Below are 15,682 nucleotides of genomic sequence, written 5' to 3' on the forward strand. Positions count from 1 at the left end.
AAAAGAGAAACAGTGATGAATTTTACATAACTTTTACATATATACACAGTTCTTTACAATTGGAGTAAATCCTCTACAATTGCTCCGTCTGTTTCACCTAAGTGTAAACCTAGTAGTCTAGCGATAGTTGGACCTTCATCAATAAGTCTCATATATGGGATTGTCACACCACTTTTTATGCCTTTTCCGGCAGCGATAAAAATTGTTTCATAGTTAGGTTTTGTTGGAGAGTATCCATGCGTACCAAATGTATATTTTTTACTAGGCGTAACATCTTTTTCGGTAATTTCTTTTATGAAATCTCCTGTATAGTTTTCAGTGAAATAATACCCTTCTCGTGCTTCTAACATGAATAAACAATTACCGTCTGCACCGCAGTCTTTCGCAGCTTCATCATGAAGTATAAATTCAATTCCGTTTTGTTTATTTTGAAGTAGGTCTTCAAGGAGTAGTTGTACCTCCCGAATTGTATCCGTATCATTTTTGTCCTTTACATATACATAGGCAGAGCCGTCGCAACTTTGGCAATAGGCTTTCCAGTCTACTAATTTTCCTTTTTTATTAAGAGATATAAGTCCTCTTTGATGGAATAGCACATTTAATTGGATGGATTTGTTTTCACTTAAAGCGCTATGATCACCAAGGGCAATAATTGTACTTTCTTCGTATAGGTCACTTTCTTTTAGTGCTTGAATAATTTTCCCTAGACGTTCGTCATGTCTCTGGATAGCAGCTATTGTTTCGTTAGATTCAAAGCCGTGATAGTGTCTTTGGGTGTCTAGATCGGTGAAATGTACAAACATGACATTAGGCTTTTTCGTCTGGATTGTATGCACAGCAGAGGCGAGGACGAAATCATCCAGCTCTGGTTGTGATAAACCATTTCTTATATGGCCGAAACGACGATTTAAATCTAATTGGTATAGTGGGCTACCGCTAAATAAGGAAACTAACACTTGATTTTGCCAAGGTCTATTGGGGAAAATTTCTGGTAAATTGTAATCGATGTTCGCTCTTCCAGTAACAGGCCATAGAAGGGCGGCTGTCGTTAAATTTGCTTTGCGCGCTTCATCATACAATGTTGTTCCTTTTATTGATTTTCGGTACCAATGCCAATCAGGTGATTCACGCCCTGGTTGAAGTAACGTATTGCTAACAACACCGTGCTTGTTAGGATAATTACCGGTTACGATTGTTGAGTGGCTTGGATATGTTACAGAAGGATAAATTGGTTCTACTTTTTCGACAACCGTGCCCTTTTTTATTAGAGATTGGAAATGAGGTAGTTTTTGTAGTATAGGAAAATCTAAAGCTGATAAACAGTCGAATGATAAAATAATGACATGGTTTGTTAATGCTTTATCCATAAAGTTCCCTCCTGATTATATAAAACCTATTCTTATATATTACTATTAATACCTAGTAATAAAAATATATTTTTAGGTGAAAATTTATTATTTATTTTCAGAAAAATTAAACATATAATTAAGTATAAGGGAATCTATGGAAGGAGGAAACACTATGGATTGGTTAGATGGATTTGGTATCTTTTACATCATTGGTGGAATCACGATTATCCTTGTATTTGCTATTTCATATTTACTAAAGAAACGGTTTCCAGACAAACAGTTCGATATTATATTTGCACTTAGTTTAATACTTCTTTGCTTAGCGTCCTTTCCCGTTACAATGATGGTTATTGGTGGGTGGGAAGGAATGGGATATGGATTTATTGGTTTCTTCGTCCTACTTGGTACACTTATCGGTATGATTGCACATCAACTTGTGAAAATTACGCGGAAAAGCTACGTATAAAACTGCAAAAAATGAAAAGAATATATAATAATAAGAAAATTAGCTATTGTTTTAAAAAAGAATTTGTATTATGATAATCAACAAATTTATTTCGTTATAACGATGAAAAAGGACTAGTACATGTTCAACCTTTTTAGCAGAGAGAGAATCCGCCAGGCTGAAAGATTCTTAAAAAGGCAATATGGAACCTGCCTTTGAGTTCTGCATATGCAGCGGGAATTTCCCGTTATCAAAAAGAGAGCATGCGCAATTTTTGTGCATGAATCAGGGTGGTAACGCCGGCAAAGCTCGGTCCCTATTTAGGGACGCGGGCTTTTTTGTATTTTCTAGAAGGAGGAAGACTGACTATGGCAAAAGAACAAGTGCAAGCCATTACGAAGATGGAAGAGGACTTTGCGCAGTGGTATACCGATATTGTAAAAAAAGCCGAACTTGTTGATTATTCAAGTGTAAAAGGGTGCATGATTTTACGTCCGTATGGTTATGCCTTATGGGAGAATATGCAGAAGGTGATGGATGAGAAGTTAAAAGAAACTGGCCATGAAAATGTATATATGCCAATGTTTATCCCAGAGAGTTTATTGCAAAAAGAGAAGGATCATGTTGAAGGATTTGCTCCTGAAGTAGCATGGGTCACGCATGGTGGAGATGAAAAGTTAGCGGAAAGACTTTGTGTACGTCCTACATCTGAAACTTTATTCTGTGAGCATTTTTCAAAAATTGTGCAATCCTATAATGATTTGCCAAAGTTATATAATCAGTGGTGTTCAGTAGTTCGTTGGGAGAAGACAACTAGGCCGTTCCTTCGTACGACTGAATTTTTATGGCAAGAGGGTCATACAATCCATGAAACGGCAGAAGAATCGCAGGCTGAAACATTAAATATTTTAAACTTATATGCTTCTTTCTGTGAGGATTATTTAGCAATACCAGTTATTAAAGGACAAAAAACAGAAAAAGAGAAGTTTGCTGGAGCAAAGGCAACTTATACAATTGAAAGTTTAATGCATGATGGAAAAGCACTTCAAACAGGAACCTCTCATAACTTTGGGACGAATTTCTCAGAAGCATTTGATATTAAGTTTTTAGATCGTAACGGTAAGTGGCAATATGTGCACCAAACATCTTGGGGTGTATCAACAAGAATGATAGGCGGGCTAATAATGGTTCATAGTGATAATAATGGACTTGTAATGCCACCAAAAGTCGCTCCAGTGCAAGTTGTTATTGTACCGATTGCTCAGCATAAAGAAGGAGTTTTAGCAAAAGCAATAGAGTTACAAGCACATATTCAAAAGGTTGCACGAGTAAAAATAGATGCTAGTAATAAAACACCAGGCTGGAAATTTAATGAGTATGAAATGAAGGGGATTCCAATTCGATTAGAAGTTGGCCCTAAAGATATTGAAAAGAATCAAGTTGTACTTGTAAGAAGAGATACGAAGGAAAAAGAGTTTGTACCAATGGATCAATTAGAAGAACGTATTCCAGCATTACTTGAAGAAATTCATATTGCTTTATTTAATAAAGCAAAAGCATTTCGCGATGAGAATACGTATGTTGCGACAAATTTCGAAGAGATGAAAAAAATAGCTGACGAAAAGCAAGGATTTATTAAAGCGATGTGGTGCGGGGAATTAGCTTGTGAAGAGAAACTAAAAGAAGAAGTTGGAGTATCTTCTCGCTGTATGCCTTTTGAGCAAGAGCATTTAGCTGAAGAATGTATTTGTTGTGGTAAAGAAGCTAAACAAATGGTGTATTGGGGAAAAGCGTATTAATACTTTTTCTGATAGGTGATAAAAAGGACTTTGGGCTGCATAATAAAGTGCAATCCAAAGTCCTTTTTAGTTTTATACAGTATTTCATGTATTCTTTAGATGGAAGTATGTTGCTCTTATTTTACGTTTTTACGACGAATAAACAGTAACATACCAATTAGGAATGTTGAAAGACCCATTAAAATAGATGCAGGATAATGTGTTGCTGTATTCGGTAATTTATCACCTTGTTTTTTCGTATTATCTTTTACGTTCCCCCCTTGAGAACTGCTATCACCTTTAACGCGATTGCTACCTTGAGAGCCATTCCCACCGTGTGAGCCACTGCCACCAGAACCGTTACCACCAGAGCCGTTGCTACCAGAACCGTTACCGCCAGAACCGCTGCCACCAGAACCGCTGCCACCAGAGCCGTTGCTACCAGAACCGTTACCGCCAGAACCACTGCCACCGGAACCGCTGCCACCAGAGTCATTGCCACCAGAACCGTTACCGCTAGAACCGTTACCGCCGGAACCATTGCCACCAGAGCCACTGCCACCAGAACCGTTACCGCCGGAACCATTGCCACCAGAGCCACTGCCACCAGAACCGTTACCGCCGGAACCATTGCCGTCAGAGCCACTGCCATCAGAACCGTTACCGCCGGAACCATTGTCACCAGAACCACTGCCGTCAGAGCTGCTACCACCAGAACCATTACCGCCGGAACCATTGCCGTCAGAGCTGCTACCACCAGAACCATTACCGCCGGAACCATTGCCGTCAGAGCCACTGTTACCAGAACCACTATCGTCCTGAGAACCGTTATTTCCTGGAGGTTTATTATTATCCTTTGAGTTTCCTTCTGCAAAATGATCGCTATTTTGTACAATAGCGTTTGTTAATGGTTGGAAGTTTTCAGTTGCAGCATTACCGATATTTAAACCGCTAAAAAAAGATAAAGAGAGTGTTGATGCTAAAATGAAGATTTTCGTCATGGTTTTCCTCCTAAGAAATTAATATTCCATCAATACATCCCTTTGTAATATTTCTTAGGAAAAAGAGTTTTATGCAAAAAAAACTATATATAGAAAAAGGTGGTGTATTTGTCAAAGCAGAAAAGAGTTAATGTAGATTTTCTACAAATAATAGAGGTGGAGAATTTACATTCATAACGGTAGAGGAAGTGGCAGTGGATGAAAGAGTATATAGCGTTTGATATTGGCGGTACGCAAATTAAGTATGGTATTGTTTCAGAAATAGGGAGAGTATTAAAGCGTAAAACAGTTGCAACAGAAATTCATTTAGGCGGAGAACAAATTATTCAAAAACTTATATATGTATCCCAAAAAATAATGAATGAACATACTATTGCAGGAATTGGTATTAGCACTACGGGAATTGTTGATATTAATAAAGGAATTGTGACGGGAGGTGCGGATCATATTCCGGGATATAGTACGATTCCTATTATTGATAGATTGCAAGAGATATTAAAAGTTCCAGTATCGATTGACAATGATGTGAATTGTGCAGCGTTTGGAGAAAAGTGGAATGGTAGTGGAAGAGAGAAAGATAACTTTATTATGCTCACCATTGGAACAGGGATTGGGGGAGCAATTTTTATAGATGGAGAATTGTACCGAGGACATTCATTTAGTGCTGGTGAATGGGGGAATATGCTAATAGAAGGAAAAACGTTTGAAGAGGTTGCTTCGATTTCAGGATTAATTCGGCTTGTAAGAAAATATAAAGGCAAAGGCGAGTGGAATGGGAAAAGAATTTTCGAGTTGTATGATAAAGGAGATAGAGAAGTTGCTCAAGCAGTTGGGATTTTTTTTAAACATTTGGCAATCGGAATTAGTAATCTTGCTTATATTTTTAATCCAGAAACGATTATTATTGGTGGAGGAATTACCGATAGAGGAAATGAGTTTTTAAAAGAAGTAAAAGAAGAGATCAGTAAATACTTAAATCAAGAGATTTATAATAATTGTGAGATTGAACTTGCGCAAAACGGTAATTGTGCAGGAATGATTGGTGCTATTTACCACTTCTTACATCATCATAAGTAAATTATATGAATGTTTTCATATAACTGAGAATTTATCCTTTTTATCGCTAGGTAAATAATGCTACAATATAAGAGAAGAATACAATATTTTCCGATTTGGAAAATGCTTTGTAGAAAGGGAGAAACTTCATGCCTATTATTTTAGAAAAAGGTCAAAAGATCGATTTAACGAAAGGACAACCAAAAGTAGCAAAACTACAGGTTGGCTTAGGCTGGGATCCAATTGGGCAATCAGGTGGATTTCTGTCTTCATTATTTGGAAGTAAACCAAATGTAGATTGTGATGCATCTGTTGTTATGTTAGAAGGAGATCGTTTTTTAAACAAAAATGATTTAGTTTACTTCGGAAATAAACTTTCTACTTGTGGTAGTATTATTCATTCAGGAGATAATTTAACAGGTGAAGGCGCTGGTGATGACGAAACAATTTTCGTAGAATTACATAAAGTTCCGAGCCGTATTAATCGTTTAGTATTCGTTGTAAATATTTATGACTGTGTAAATCGTCGTCAAGATTTCGGGATGATTCGTAATGCATATATTCGTATTCAAAACCCGCAAACTGGTGAAGAATTAGCACGCTATAATTTATCGGATAATTATGCTGGCAAAACAACTCTAATTGCAGGTGAAATGTATCGTCACGGAAGTGAATGGAAGTTTTCAGCAGTTGGAGAAGGCACGCAAGATAAAAACTTAAGTGAGATTGTATCACGTTATCAATAAAATAACCGAGGAGGAATTGTATATGGCGTCAATTTCATTGAAAAAGGGACAAAAGGTAGACTTAACAAAAACGAATCCAGGTCTTTCGAAAGTTCTTGTAGGACTTGGTTGGGACACGAATCGTTATGATGGACAAAACGATTTCGATTTAGATGTTAGTATTTTCTTAGTAGGTGCTAACGGTAAAGTTTCAGGTGCAGAGGATTTCGTCTTCTATAATAATCCAAAAGGTGCGAATGGTGCTGTAGAGCATTTAGGAGATAACCGCACTGGTGAAGGTGAAGGCGATGACGAAGCGATTAAAGTAGATTTGAAAAATGTTCCTGCTCACATCGAACGTATTTGTTTCACAATTACAATTTATGATGGAGAAGGCCGTAGCCAAAACTTCGGACAAGTTTCTAATTCTTTCGTACGTATTTTAGATGAAGAAAAGAATGCAGAATTAATTCGTTACGATTTAGGAGAAGATTTCTCTATTGAAACAGCCGTAGTAGTAGGTGAATTATATCGTCATGCAGGTGACTGGAAATTCAATGCAATCGGAAGTGGATTCCAAGGTGGATTAGCGTCTCTATGTAATAACTTTGGTTTAGATGTAGAGTAATAGATTTGATTTATATATCCATTGGTGAAATGTATGTTTACTGATGGATATATTTTTAAAGATAAACATATAGAGGTGAATATAGATGGTTATTCAATTACAAAAAGGCCAGAAAATCGATTTAGGTAAGACAAGCCCTGGTTTAACAAAAGCAGTAATTGGTCTTGGATGGGATATTAAATCTTATGACGGTGGAGCTGATTTCGATTTAGATGCATCTGCCTTTTTATTAGATGCAAACGGAAAATGTACGAAGGAAACTGATTTTATCTTCTATAATAATTTACAGTCTCCTTGTGGATCTGTTTTACATACAGGAGATAACCGTACAGGTGAAGGTGAAGGTGACGATGAGCAACTTGTTGTGGACTTGAAGAAAGTTCCAGCAGATGTGCACAGAATTGCTATTACAGTTACGATTTATGATGCAGAAGGCCGTAGTCAAAACTTTGGGCAAGTAGGAAATGCGTTTGTTCGTTTAGCGAATGAAGAAACGAGTGAAGAAGTTCTTCGTTTTGACTTAGGGGAAGATTTCTCCATCGAAACAGCAGTTGTCTTTTGTGAATTATACCGTCATAATGGACAGTGGAAGTTTAATGCAGTAGGAAGTGGATTCCAAGGTGGTTTAGGTGCGCTTGTAAGAGCGTATGGCTTGGATGCATAGAAAGGAAACGATATTCGTTTCCTTTTTTTGACCTTTCTATAAATCTAGCAAAGAATAGGGGATAAAGGTAAGATGAGTATTTTGCAAGGAATCCTTGATACGTATGCTCAGTTTTTTGACTTGGACATGTGGATTAAAGTGTTGCAAGATCCAGTATCTTGGGGATTAATTGGTACACTTGTTGTACTTGAAGGGTTGTTATCTGCTGATAACGCACTTGTGTTAGCAGTAATGGTAAAACACCTTCCTGAAGAGAAACGTAAAAAAGCATTATTCTATGGACTTATTGGAGCTTATATATTCCGCTTTATTGCAATTGGAATTGGAATGTTCTTAATTAAATTATGGTGGGTAAAACTTCTTGGTGCACTTTACCTTGCTTGGTTATCAGTAAAATACTTTATTGATAAGCGTAAAGGTGCAGGTGAAGAAGAGGAAGCTCATGGTATGAACCAAAACAGTATTTTCTTCAGAATGTTCGGTGTCTTCTGGGGAACAGTTGCAATGGTCGAATTAATGGATATCGCATTCTCTGTAGATAGTGTACTTGCTGCATTTGGTGTATCTAATGAAGTTTGGATTTTATTATTAGGCGGAATGCTAGGTATTTTAATGATGCGTGGTATTGCCGGTGTATTCTTGAAATTGTTAGAGCGTATTCCAGAGCTTGAAACGACAGCATACATTTTAATCTTAATTATTGCATCGAAAATGTTACTGTCTTTAATCGAGATTGAGATTAGTCATACACTATTCTTTATTATTTTAGTTGTAGCATTTGGAGCAACATTTATAATTCACTACATGAAGAATTCTGGACAAGCTAAAGAAGAAGTTGCAGCTACTAAAGAAGACAATAAATAATTGAAATGGGTTTGCTCGTTTTGTGAGCGCCCATTTTTTATAACCAAAAATAGTTTATAATAGAAGAAGGACTTAGAAAAAACGTAAATGTTTTTGGAGGTGAACTGTTGTGTTTTCACGTTTTACACTTCAACCATATGCATTAAAAGATGAATCAGATTTAAAGCAATTTGAAACGCTTTTAGAAAAACGTCCACAATATGAACTGACAGAGAATGAGATGAAATTTAGTTATATAGCATGTCGAATCCTTGGCGTTCCTAATGATGTAGATGAATATTTTAATGAACTGTTTGATTATAGTGAAGCGAAAGGAATCGAAGTTTTACACGAACAAAATTTAAACAAAGTGATTGATTCGGAAAAGCTTCGTCATATTCAAGAAGTGTTCGGATTACATCAAGAAGCACCAAATGGTCTGACAGTAAATAGGTTAGTTGCACACTTATCTGGGAAACAACTTTTACCGAAAGTAGACAATCCTGATTTACAGCATTACATACATACGACGTTTATTTCACTATTGAAATTATATGAGAAACAACATAATCAGTCGTTAAAGACAGAAGGCTTCCGTCGTTTCTTAATCGACATAATTAAACTAAGCGAAAATTATGTAGCGAAGTGGTTCTCTACGATTAATTATAAGAAACAAATGCCGCGTATCGTTTGGTATGGTGATGCACAGGAAAGCCGTATATATTTCTTATACTTTCTTATTATGCTCGGTTGTGATGTGCTTTATTATCATCCAGAAGGAAAAGATGGATTTGAGAATGTCGATGAAGAGGGAAGGACCTTTATTGTGTCTCATCCAGGCCGTATTTCTCTTGAACCATTTCCAGATCGCCGCCGCGAGCGTGTGGCAACAGTAGCGTATCAAGCTTCAAAAGAAATTGAGCAAGTACTTCACCATGATAATTCACTGCTGTACAAGCCGTGGCAATTCCGTTCCTATACGCCTGTAGCTCGTACACTAAAAACAACATATGATGAACTCTTTTTAATTACGAAAGAAAAGGCGTTTGTACGCCCGACATTCTTTGTTGAAAATAAACACATTTATATCCCTTCTTTATTTGCGAAAATATCAGGTGTTTCAAAGAATGATAAAGAGTATTTTCAACGATTAAAGGCTGTTACATCATTTGATAACAGTTTACTAATTAATACATTCCCATTTACGAAAGAGCAAAAAGCAAACTTCCAATATCATTATCGAGATGCATTGGACCGAGCTGGGAAATTACATCCGGATCTAATTATGAATAGCCATTGGTGGCCGCATAAGCGTTTACCGGAAGGTTTACAACATGGGATTGCAGAAGCGATTATCCATACGTGTGAAAGTGAAATGTGCAAACCAATTGCGAAAGAGACGAAACAAGATGTAGCGCTATATGTTTTCGCGCAACTTTCTCAAATACCACCGAATATTTTAGAACAGCTTGAGAAATTTGATTATTCACAAGATGTACCGAAAATTGTTATATTTAATAATGAGAAGAGTGGAGAGTTAACTCGTTCTGATGCTGTTTTATTACTATTTTTAAATCAAATTGGAGTAGATGTATTCCATTTCAATCCAACGGGAAGAAACGATATTGAACCGTATATTGAAGCGGGGGCATTTGATTCCCATTGGCTTGAAGAGGTTAATTTCGATCTTGAGTTTCATGGTTCATCAGCTTATAAAAATTTATCACAAACAATAAAAGGACTATTTCGTCCATTTTTATAAGGAAAGGGAGAATACTATATGAATAACCCAGTCGTACTAGATCCGAAAACAGAATTAAATGAGCAAACAGCACAAGATGTTCGCTTACAACTTAGACAAGATGCGGATGTACAACGTATTTATAATGCGGTAGATATTAAAGATCAATTAGAATTAATTGAACTTGGAAAAGAACCTTCTATGGAAATTTCACGTTTTGCTGATCAAATTTTACATACAATGTCATTATCAAAGATAGAAGATTCTGGTGAATTATTAAAACAGCTTGGTAAAATTATGGACAGATTTGATAGCAAAGACTTTGCGGAAGAGAAAAGTGGTTTCTTCTCACGTATGTTCAAAAAAGCGGATAAAATGATAGAACAAATTTTTAGCAAGTATCAAACGATGGGCCGTGAAATTGATAAAGTATATGTGGAAATTACGAAGTACCAAGATGAGATGAAAAAATCAATTGGTACGTTAGATGGCTTGTATGAGCAAAACTTAAAATATTATTTAGACTTAGAGAAGTACGTAGTAGCAGGAGAAATGCTATTAGAGCGTTTAAATACAGAATTAGTTCCGATGTATGAAGAGCGTGTGCGTAATAATGATCAATTAGCAGGTATTGAATTAGAGTCGCTTAAAAACTCTGTTGAAATTTTAGAGCAACGTATTGATGATTTAGAAAAAGCGCGTATGGTTGCGCTACTTACAGCACCACAAATTCGTATGATTCAACGTGGTAATAATAAATTAATTGGTAAAATCAATACAGCATTTATTACAACGATTCCTATCTTTAAAAATGGTATCATTCAAGCGGTAAATGCGAAGCGTCAAAAGCTTGTTGCAGATTCTATGGCTGAACTGGATCGCCGTACAAATGAATTACTTAAGAAAAATGCACAAAATATCGCAACGCAAAGTGTAGAAGTAGCGAGATTATCAGGTTCTTCTAGTATTAAGATGGAAACACTTGAGGAAACTTGGAACATTATTTCAAGAGGTATGCAAGAAACACAACAAATTGAAGAGCAAAACAAACGTGAGCGTGAAGAAAGCCGCAAACGTATGGCTACATTAACTGAGAACATTAAAAAAGAATTACAAGGGTAAATGAAAAGGCAATGAGGAAGAGTCCTCATTGCCTTTTAGTTTCTCTTCACTAATTTAACAATCTCATTCACAACAAGTGGAATGATACTTAATAAGAGAACAAATCCCCAATCTCGCATCGTTAATGCATGTACACCGAATATACTTGCAAGGGGCGGGATGGAGATGATACAAACTTGCATAAGAACACCGATAAGAAGGGAGAAGACTAAATATTTATTTGTAAAGATCCCAATTGAAAAAATTGATTTCGTTCTTGAACGCAAGTTAAATGAATGAACGAGCTGAGAAAAACTAAGAACGACAAATGCCATCGTTTGAGCGTGTAATAGAGCATCGTCATCAATTCGCTCTGGGAAAAGAGGGAATAAATTTGTATCTCCAGTATAGAATTTTGCTCCGGCGATAAAAGCTATTAGCGTTAAAAGTCCAATGATAACTCCATTGAAAATCAGGAAAGGAACGCTGCCACTAAATAAGCTTTCTTTCGCATGTCGTGGTTTTTCCTTCATCACATCTGGATCTTCAGGATCAACCCCAAGTGATAATGCAGGCAGTGTATCTGTAATTAAATTCACCCACAAAATATGAATAGGTCGTAGTGGTGTTGCCCAGCCGAGTAAAATCGCTAAAAATAAAGCGATAATTTCTCCGAAGTTACAAGAGAGTAGGAAGAGAATTGATTTTTTTATGTTACGATAAATATTTCTACCTTCTTCAACGGCTTTCACAATAGATGAGAAATTATCATCTGTTAACACGACATCTGCTGCCCCTTTTGCAACGTCTGTTCCTGTAATGCCCATCGCTACGCCAACATCAGCTTGCTTTAAAGATGGTGCATCATTGACACCATCACCAGTCATAGAAACGATATTTCCTTTCGCGCGTAATGCCTTTACAATTTTCACTTTATGCTCTGGAGAGACTCTAGCGAATACATTTAAATGATTAATTTTGCTAGCTAGTTCTGTATCAGAAATGTTATCTAATTCAGTTCCAATCATAATTTCCGATATTTCTTCAGCAATGCCAAGTTCTTTGGCAATTGCAAAGGCGGTATCTTTATGGTCACCAGTAATCATAACTGTGCGAATACCGGCTTTTTTACATTCTTTAATTGAATCTTTCACTTCAGTTCGTGGTGGATCAATCATACCGACAAGACCAATAAAGATAAGATTTTCTTCAAGATGATTTATATCCATATCGTTTGAATTGTATTGTTTAAATGCGAATGAAAGTACTCTTAAAGCTTCTTGAGACATTGCTCCGGCAGCTTCTAATATTTGATTTTTATCAGAATCAGTTAAAATCTCGATTTTGCCGTTTTTAAAAATATGGGTACATCGAGGTAAGAGCTTATCGATAGCGCCTTTCGTCATGCTATAGTAGCTTTCATCGTATGTATGTACGGTTGACATCATTTTACGATCTGAATCGAAAGGTACTTCGTTAACACGTTCATGTATTTTTTCTAAATAATCTTTTTGCATGTTAAAAGTGGTTCCAGCAACGAGAAGTGCAATTTCAGTCGGGTCTCCCGTTTGTGATTCGTTATTATAAGACGCATCATTACATAGCACCATATTTTCTAACAATAGACGTTGCGCATCATTATTTACATTTAAACTTTCTAAGCGATCGTATGTGTTATCACTATAAAAGTGAGTAACGGTCATTTTATTTTGCGTTAACGTACCTGTTTTATCTGAACAAATAATTGTGACAGAACCGAGGGCTTCAACAGCTGGTAGTTTGCGAATGATAACGTTTTGTTTAATCATACGTTGCACACCAATTGCAAGAACGATGGAAACGATAGCTGGCAAGCCTTCTGGAATAGCTGCAACGGCTAAACTAATAGCAGTCATAAACATTTCTAACGTATCCCGGCCTTGTAAAAAACCGATGAGGAACATAATGATACAAATAGCTACAGCGACAAAGCCTAAATATTTTCCGACTTGTGCTAAGCTTTTTTGAAGTGGTGTCATATCATCGTCTGCTTCATGTAAAAGGGTAGCAATCTTACCAATTTGTGAGTTCATTCCAGTTTCAACAGCAACACCGACGCCTCTTCCGTATGTTACAAGAGTAGACATAAAGGCCATGTTTTTTTGATCGCCGAGTGGTACTTGTTCATCACTTTGCATGGAAGGGTGGTAGATTGCATCTTTATCAACAGGGACAGATTCACCAGTTAGAGCAGATTCTTCAACTTTTAAATTTGCGGTTTCAATAAGGCGTAAATCGCAGGGGATATATCGTCCGGCATCGAGCATAACGATATCCCCTGGAACGACGTGTTCAGATGGAATTTCTTTTAGTTCACCATGTCTCTTGACGATAGCTTTAGGTGTTGCCATCTTTTTTAGTGCCTCTAAAGCTTGTTCTGCTTTAGATTCTTGGACAACACCGATAACAGCATTTAAAACTACAACAAGCGCGATAATACTGGCATCCGCCCATTCACCTACAAAGGCAGAAATAAGGGCAGCAATAATAAGGACATATACGAGGACGTCATTAATTTGGGCGAAAATACGCTGCCATAAAGTGCGTTTTTGTTTTGTAGCTAATTCATTAGAACCGTATTGCTTTAAACGTTCACTTACAATTTCATCTGTTAAACCGTGTTGTTCGTTTGTTTCTAGGTCAATTAATGTTTGATCTTTCGTCTTACTGTACCAATTGCTCATAAGTAAGCACCTCCAGTAAAAACAGTTAGCAATGGTAGTGTTGCTATTATTTGTGAGTAGTATGTATGGAGAAAAAATCTAAGATGAGGTTCTACTTCTATTGTACAATATTTTACAGTTGGTTGAGGGAAAGAGATGAGTTGTCATGAATTTGTTGGAAATAAAAAAGAGCCTCATATAAGAGAGGCTTTTTTACTTTTTAATTAATGTACCTAATTCTTCTGTAATAGCTTGCATTTCACTAATGCTGAATGTTTCACGTTTCATAACATGATCATAAATGTCACGTAAATCTTCGTACATTTCTTCGTTAAAACTAGCAGCTCTCATCGCTCCAGCATTAACCATACGTAATTTTTCTTTAATAGCTTCGACCATATATTCAACGTTTTCTTCTGACTTTACGGATAAATCCACCGAAGTGTCCCCCTTTAAAATAACATAAGGCTATCTTAACATTTTTTATCATTTTCGTTAATGAATCTTTTCAATCCCATTAAATTAGTAGGGATTTCCTTTATATTTAATAATTGGTTGTTTATACTATAAGTATATATTAAGAAATGCACCAAGAAGGGAAGAAACAAAAGTATGGTTCAAGTATTGTTTGTTTGTCTTGGGAACATTTGCCGTTCTCCGATGGCAGAAGCGATTTTTCGAAATCTTGTCGTAAAAGAGGGACTTGAAGAGAAAATTGTCATTGATTCTGCAGGAACTGGAGATTGGCATGTTGGCCATCCGCCACATAAAGGAACACAAAAAATTTTAAAAGAAAATGCAGTCACTTTTGAAGGAATTAAAGCAAGGCAAGTAGAAAAAGAAGACTTAACAAAGTTTGATTATATTATTGCCATGGACAACAAGAATATAGCAGATTTAAAAAGTTTAGGTAAAACTGGAGGCTATATTGGTAGGCTGTCCGACTTTGTTCCAGACGGTGGCTGGACAGACGTTCCTGACCCTTACTATACAGGGAATTTCCAAGAAGTATATGACCTTGTAACAGAAGGGTGTGCAAAGCTATTAGCTTTCATTCGAAATGAACAAGGAATATGAGGAAGCTTAGAAAGAAATACTTTCTAACATAAGAAATGAAAGGGTGAAGGAATATGGCAAAGAAAAATAATATTGCTCGAAACATTGCGATTGGTGTAGCGGCAGGTGTAGCTGTATCCATGTTAAAGAAAGAAAACCGTGAAAAAGTAAAAAATACAGCAGAAAAAGCAAAAACAAAGATGATTGAAATTGGTGAAAATGCAAAGATCAAAGAAAAAGTGCAAACTGTTACAGATAAAGGACGCGAACTTGCTGATTTCAATGTGGTAAAAGCGAAAGTAGCAGAAATTAAAAAATTAACACCATCTGTTGTAGAGACGTTAAAAGAAACGAAAGAAATTTTTAGTAAGAAAAAAGTTGAGCCAGAAGAAAAGCCAGAAACGATTGAAATTCAAGCTGTATCTCCAAAGGTAGATGAGCTGAAAGCAGAAGAAGAGCCAGTAGTTGCTGAAGATGGTGGTATGAAAGAAGCGCGTGAATTATTTATGAAAGACTCAAATGCAGTGGAAAAAAAAACTGAAGCGTACATTGAGTTAAAGCAAGATAAAGAAGAGAAGAAAAGCGTTTAAACA

15 protein-coding genes and 1 other annotated feature are annotated in these 15,682 nt (G+C 36.4%); of the genes, 11 read left to right on the forward strand and 4 right to left on the reverse strand.

Features of this window, described 5'->3' with window-relative positions:
* Positions 1 to 53: 53 nt before the first annotated feature.
* Positions 54 to 1,367: an alkaline phosphatase family protein gene (locus EBQ15_RS22805; protein ID WP_000356413.1), complete on the reverse strand. Its 1,314-nt coding sequence runs from the start codon at positions 1,365 to 1,367 to the stop codon at positions 54 to 56.
* Positions 1,368 to 1,521: 154 nt separating this feature from the next.
* Between EBQ15_RS22805 and EBQ15_RS22810 the strand changes: the two genes are divergently transcribed.
* Positions 1,522 to 1,815, forward strand: a complete 294-nt coding sequence (locus EBQ15_RS22810; RefSeq protein ID WP_000383853.1) for a YesK-like family protein — start codon at positions 1,522 to 1,524, stop codon at positions 1,813 to 1,815.
* Between the two features lie 93 nt (positions 1,816 to 1,908).
* Positions 1,909 to 2,115, forward strand: a binding site (T-box leader).
* Positions 2,116 to 2,162: 47 nt separating this feature from the next.
* A complete protein-coding gene (gene proS, locus EBQ15_RS22815; protein ID WP_001040974.1) occupies positions 2,163 to 3,593 on the forward strand; it encodes a proline--tRNA ligase in 1,431 nt (476 codons plus the stop codon).
* A 116-nt stretch (positions 3,594 to 3,709) separates the two neighbouring features.
* Here proS and EBQ15_RS31700 read toward each other — a convergent pair whose 3' ends face one another.
* Positions 3,710 to 4,573, reverse strand: coding sequence for an LPXTG cell wall anchor domain-containing protein (locus EBQ15_RS31700; RefSeq protein ID WP_000161149.1), 864 nt, complete (start codon positions 4,571 to 4,573; stop codon positions 3,710 to 3,712).
* Between the two features lie 198 nt (positions 4,574 to 4,771).
* Here EBQ15_RS31700 and EBQ15_RS22825 point away from each other — a divergent pair, with 198 nt between their 5' ends.
* The 7 genes from EBQ15_RS22825 to EBQ15_RS22855 all read left to right on the forward strand — a co-directional run bounded on the left by EBQ15_RS22825 (position 4,772) and on the right by EBQ15_RS22855 (position 11,352).
* Positions 4,772 to 5,650, forward strand: coding sequence for an ROK family protein (locus tag EBQ15_RS22825; protein ID WP_000666112.1), 879 nt, complete (start codon positions 4,772 to 4,774; stop codon positions 5,648 to 5,650).
* 128 nt (positions 5,651 to 5,778) lie between these two features.
* Positions 5,779 to 6,375, forward strand: a complete 597-nt coding sequence (locus EBQ15_RS22830; protein WP_001121586.1) for a TerD family protein — start codon at positions 5,779 to 5,781, stop codon at positions 6,373 to 6,375.
* A 22-nt stretch (positions 6,376 to 6,397) separates the two neighbouring features.
* Positions 6,398 to 6,982: a TerD family protein gene (locus tag EBQ15_RS22835; RefSeq protein ID WP_000146726.1), complete on the forward strand. Its 585-nt coding sequence runs from the start codon at positions 6,398 to 6,400 to the stop codon at positions 6,980 to 6,982.
* Positions 6,983 to 7,067: 85 nt separating this feature from the next.
* Complete coding sequence (locus tag EBQ15_RS22840) at positions 7,068 to 7,646, forward strand: TerD family protein (RefSeq protein WP_000236643.1); 579 nt, start codon at positions 7,068 to 7,070, stop codon at positions 7,644 to 7,646.
* Positions 7,647 to 7,718: 72 nt separating this feature from the next.
* Positions 7,719 to 8,510: a TerC family protein gene (locus EBQ15_RS22845; protein WP_000025688.1), complete on the forward strand. Its 792-nt coding sequence runs from the start codon at positions 7,719 to 7,721 to the stop codon at positions 8,508 to 8,510.
* Between the two features lie 109 nt (positions 8,511 to 8,619).
* Positions 8,620 to 10,251 (forward strand): YceG family protein, encoded by a 1,632-nt coding sequence (locus EBQ15_RS22850; protein WP_000492866.1) that lies wholly within the window; start codon positions 8,620 to 8,622, stop codon positions 10,249 to 10,251.
* 18 nt (positions 10,252 to 10,269) lie between these two features.
* A complete protein-coding gene (locus tag EBQ15_RS22855) occupies positions 10,270 to 11,352 on the forward strand; it encodes a toxic anion resistance protein (RefSeq protein WP_001064409.1) in 1,083 nt (360 codons plus the stop codon).
* A gap of 35 nt (positions 11,353 to 11,387) precedes the next feature.
* On the opposite strand, the gene EBQ15_RS22860 is transcribed toward EBQ15_RS22855, so the two are convergent.
* On the reverse strand, positions 11,388 to 14,054 hold the full coding sequence (locus EBQ15_RS22860; RefSeq protein WP_000073689.1) for a cation-translocating P-type ATPase: 2,667 nt from the start codon (positions 14,052 to 14,054) through the stop codon (positions 11,388 to 11,390).
* A gap of 192 nt (positions 14,055 to 14,246) precedes the next feature.
* Positions 14,247 to 14,471 (reverse strand): DUF1128 domain-containing protein, encoded by a 225-nt coding sequence (locus EBQ15_RS22865; protein WP_000366196.1) that lies wholly within the window; start codon positions 14,469 to 14,471, stop codon positions 14,247 to 14,249.
* 174 nt (positions 14,472 to 14,645) lie between these two features.
* Between EBQ15_RS22865 and EBQ15_RS22870 the strand changes: the two genes are divergently transcribed.
* A complete protein-coding gene (locus tag EBQ15_RS22870; RefSeq protein ID WP_000250916.1) occupies positions 14,646 to 15,110 on the forward strand; it encodes a low molecular weight protein-tyrosine-phosphatase in 465 nt (154 codons plus the stop codon).
* Positions 15,111 to 15,163: 53 nt separating this feature from the next.
* Complete coding sequence (locus EBQ15_RS22875; protein WP_001085388.1) at positions 15,164 to 15,679, forward strand: DUF4075 domain-containing protein; 516 nt, start codon at positions 15,164 to 15,166, stop codon at positions 15,677 to 15,679.
* The last annotated feature ends 3 nt before the right edge of the window (positions 15,680 to 15,682 follow it).

The organism is Bacillus sp. 2D03, from assembly GCF_003946765.1.
Lineage (GTDB): Bacteria > Bacillota > Bacilli > Bacillales > Bacillaceae_G > Bacillus_A > Bacillus_A cereus.

Coding starts and splice junctions, on each gene's coding strand:
- EBQ15_RS22805 (WP_000356413.1), bottom strand. CDS start 1,367: ATGGATAAAGCATTAACAAACCATGTCATTATTTTATCATTCGACTGT.
- EBQ15_RS22810 (WP_000383853.1), top strand. CDS start 1,522: ATGGATTGGTTAGATGGATTTGGTATCTTTTACATCATTGGTGGAATC.
- proS (WP_001040974.1), top strand. CDS start 2,163: ATGGCAAAAGAACAAGTGCAAGCCATTACGAAGATGGAAGAGGACTTT.
- EBQ15_RS31700 (WP_000161149.1), bottom strand. CDS start 4,573: ATGACGAAAATCTTCATTTTAGCATCAACACTCTCTTTATCTTTTTTT.
- EBQ15_RS22825 (WP_000666112.1), top strand. CDS start 4,772: ATGAAAGAGTATATAGCGTTTGATATTGGCGGTACGCAAATTAAGTAT.
- EBQ15_RS22830 (WP_001121586.1), top strand. CDS start 5,779: ATGCCTATTATTTTAGAAAAAGGTCAAAAGATCGATTTAACGAAAGGA.
- EBQ15_RS22835 (WP_000146726.1), top strand. CDS start 6,398: ATGGCGTCAATTTCATTGAAAAAGGGACAAAAGGTAGACTTAACAAAA.
- EBQ15_RS22840 (WP_000236643.1), top strand. CDS start 7,068: ATGGTTATTCAATTACAAAAAGGCCAGAAAATCGATTTAGGTAAGACA.
- EBQ15_RS22845 (WP_000025688.1), top strand. CDS start 7,719: ATGAGTATTTTGCAAGGAATCCTTGATACGTATGCTCAGTTTTTTGAC.
- EBQ15_RS22855 (WP_001064409.1), top strand. CDS start 10,270: ATGAATAACCCAGTCGTACTAGATCCGAAAACAGAATTAAATGAGCAA.
- EBQ15_RS22860 (WP_000073689.1), bottom strand. CDS start 14,054: ATGAGCAATTGGTACAGTAAGACGAAAGATCAAACATTAATTGACCTA.
- EBQ15_RS22870 (WP_000250916.1), top strand. CDS start 14,646: ATGGTTCAAGTATTGTTTGTTTGTCTTGGGAACATTTGCCGTTCTCCG.
- EBQ15_RS22875 (WP_001085388.1), top strand. CDS start 15,164: ATGGCAAAGAAAAATAATATTGCTCGAAACATTGCGATTGGTGTAGCG.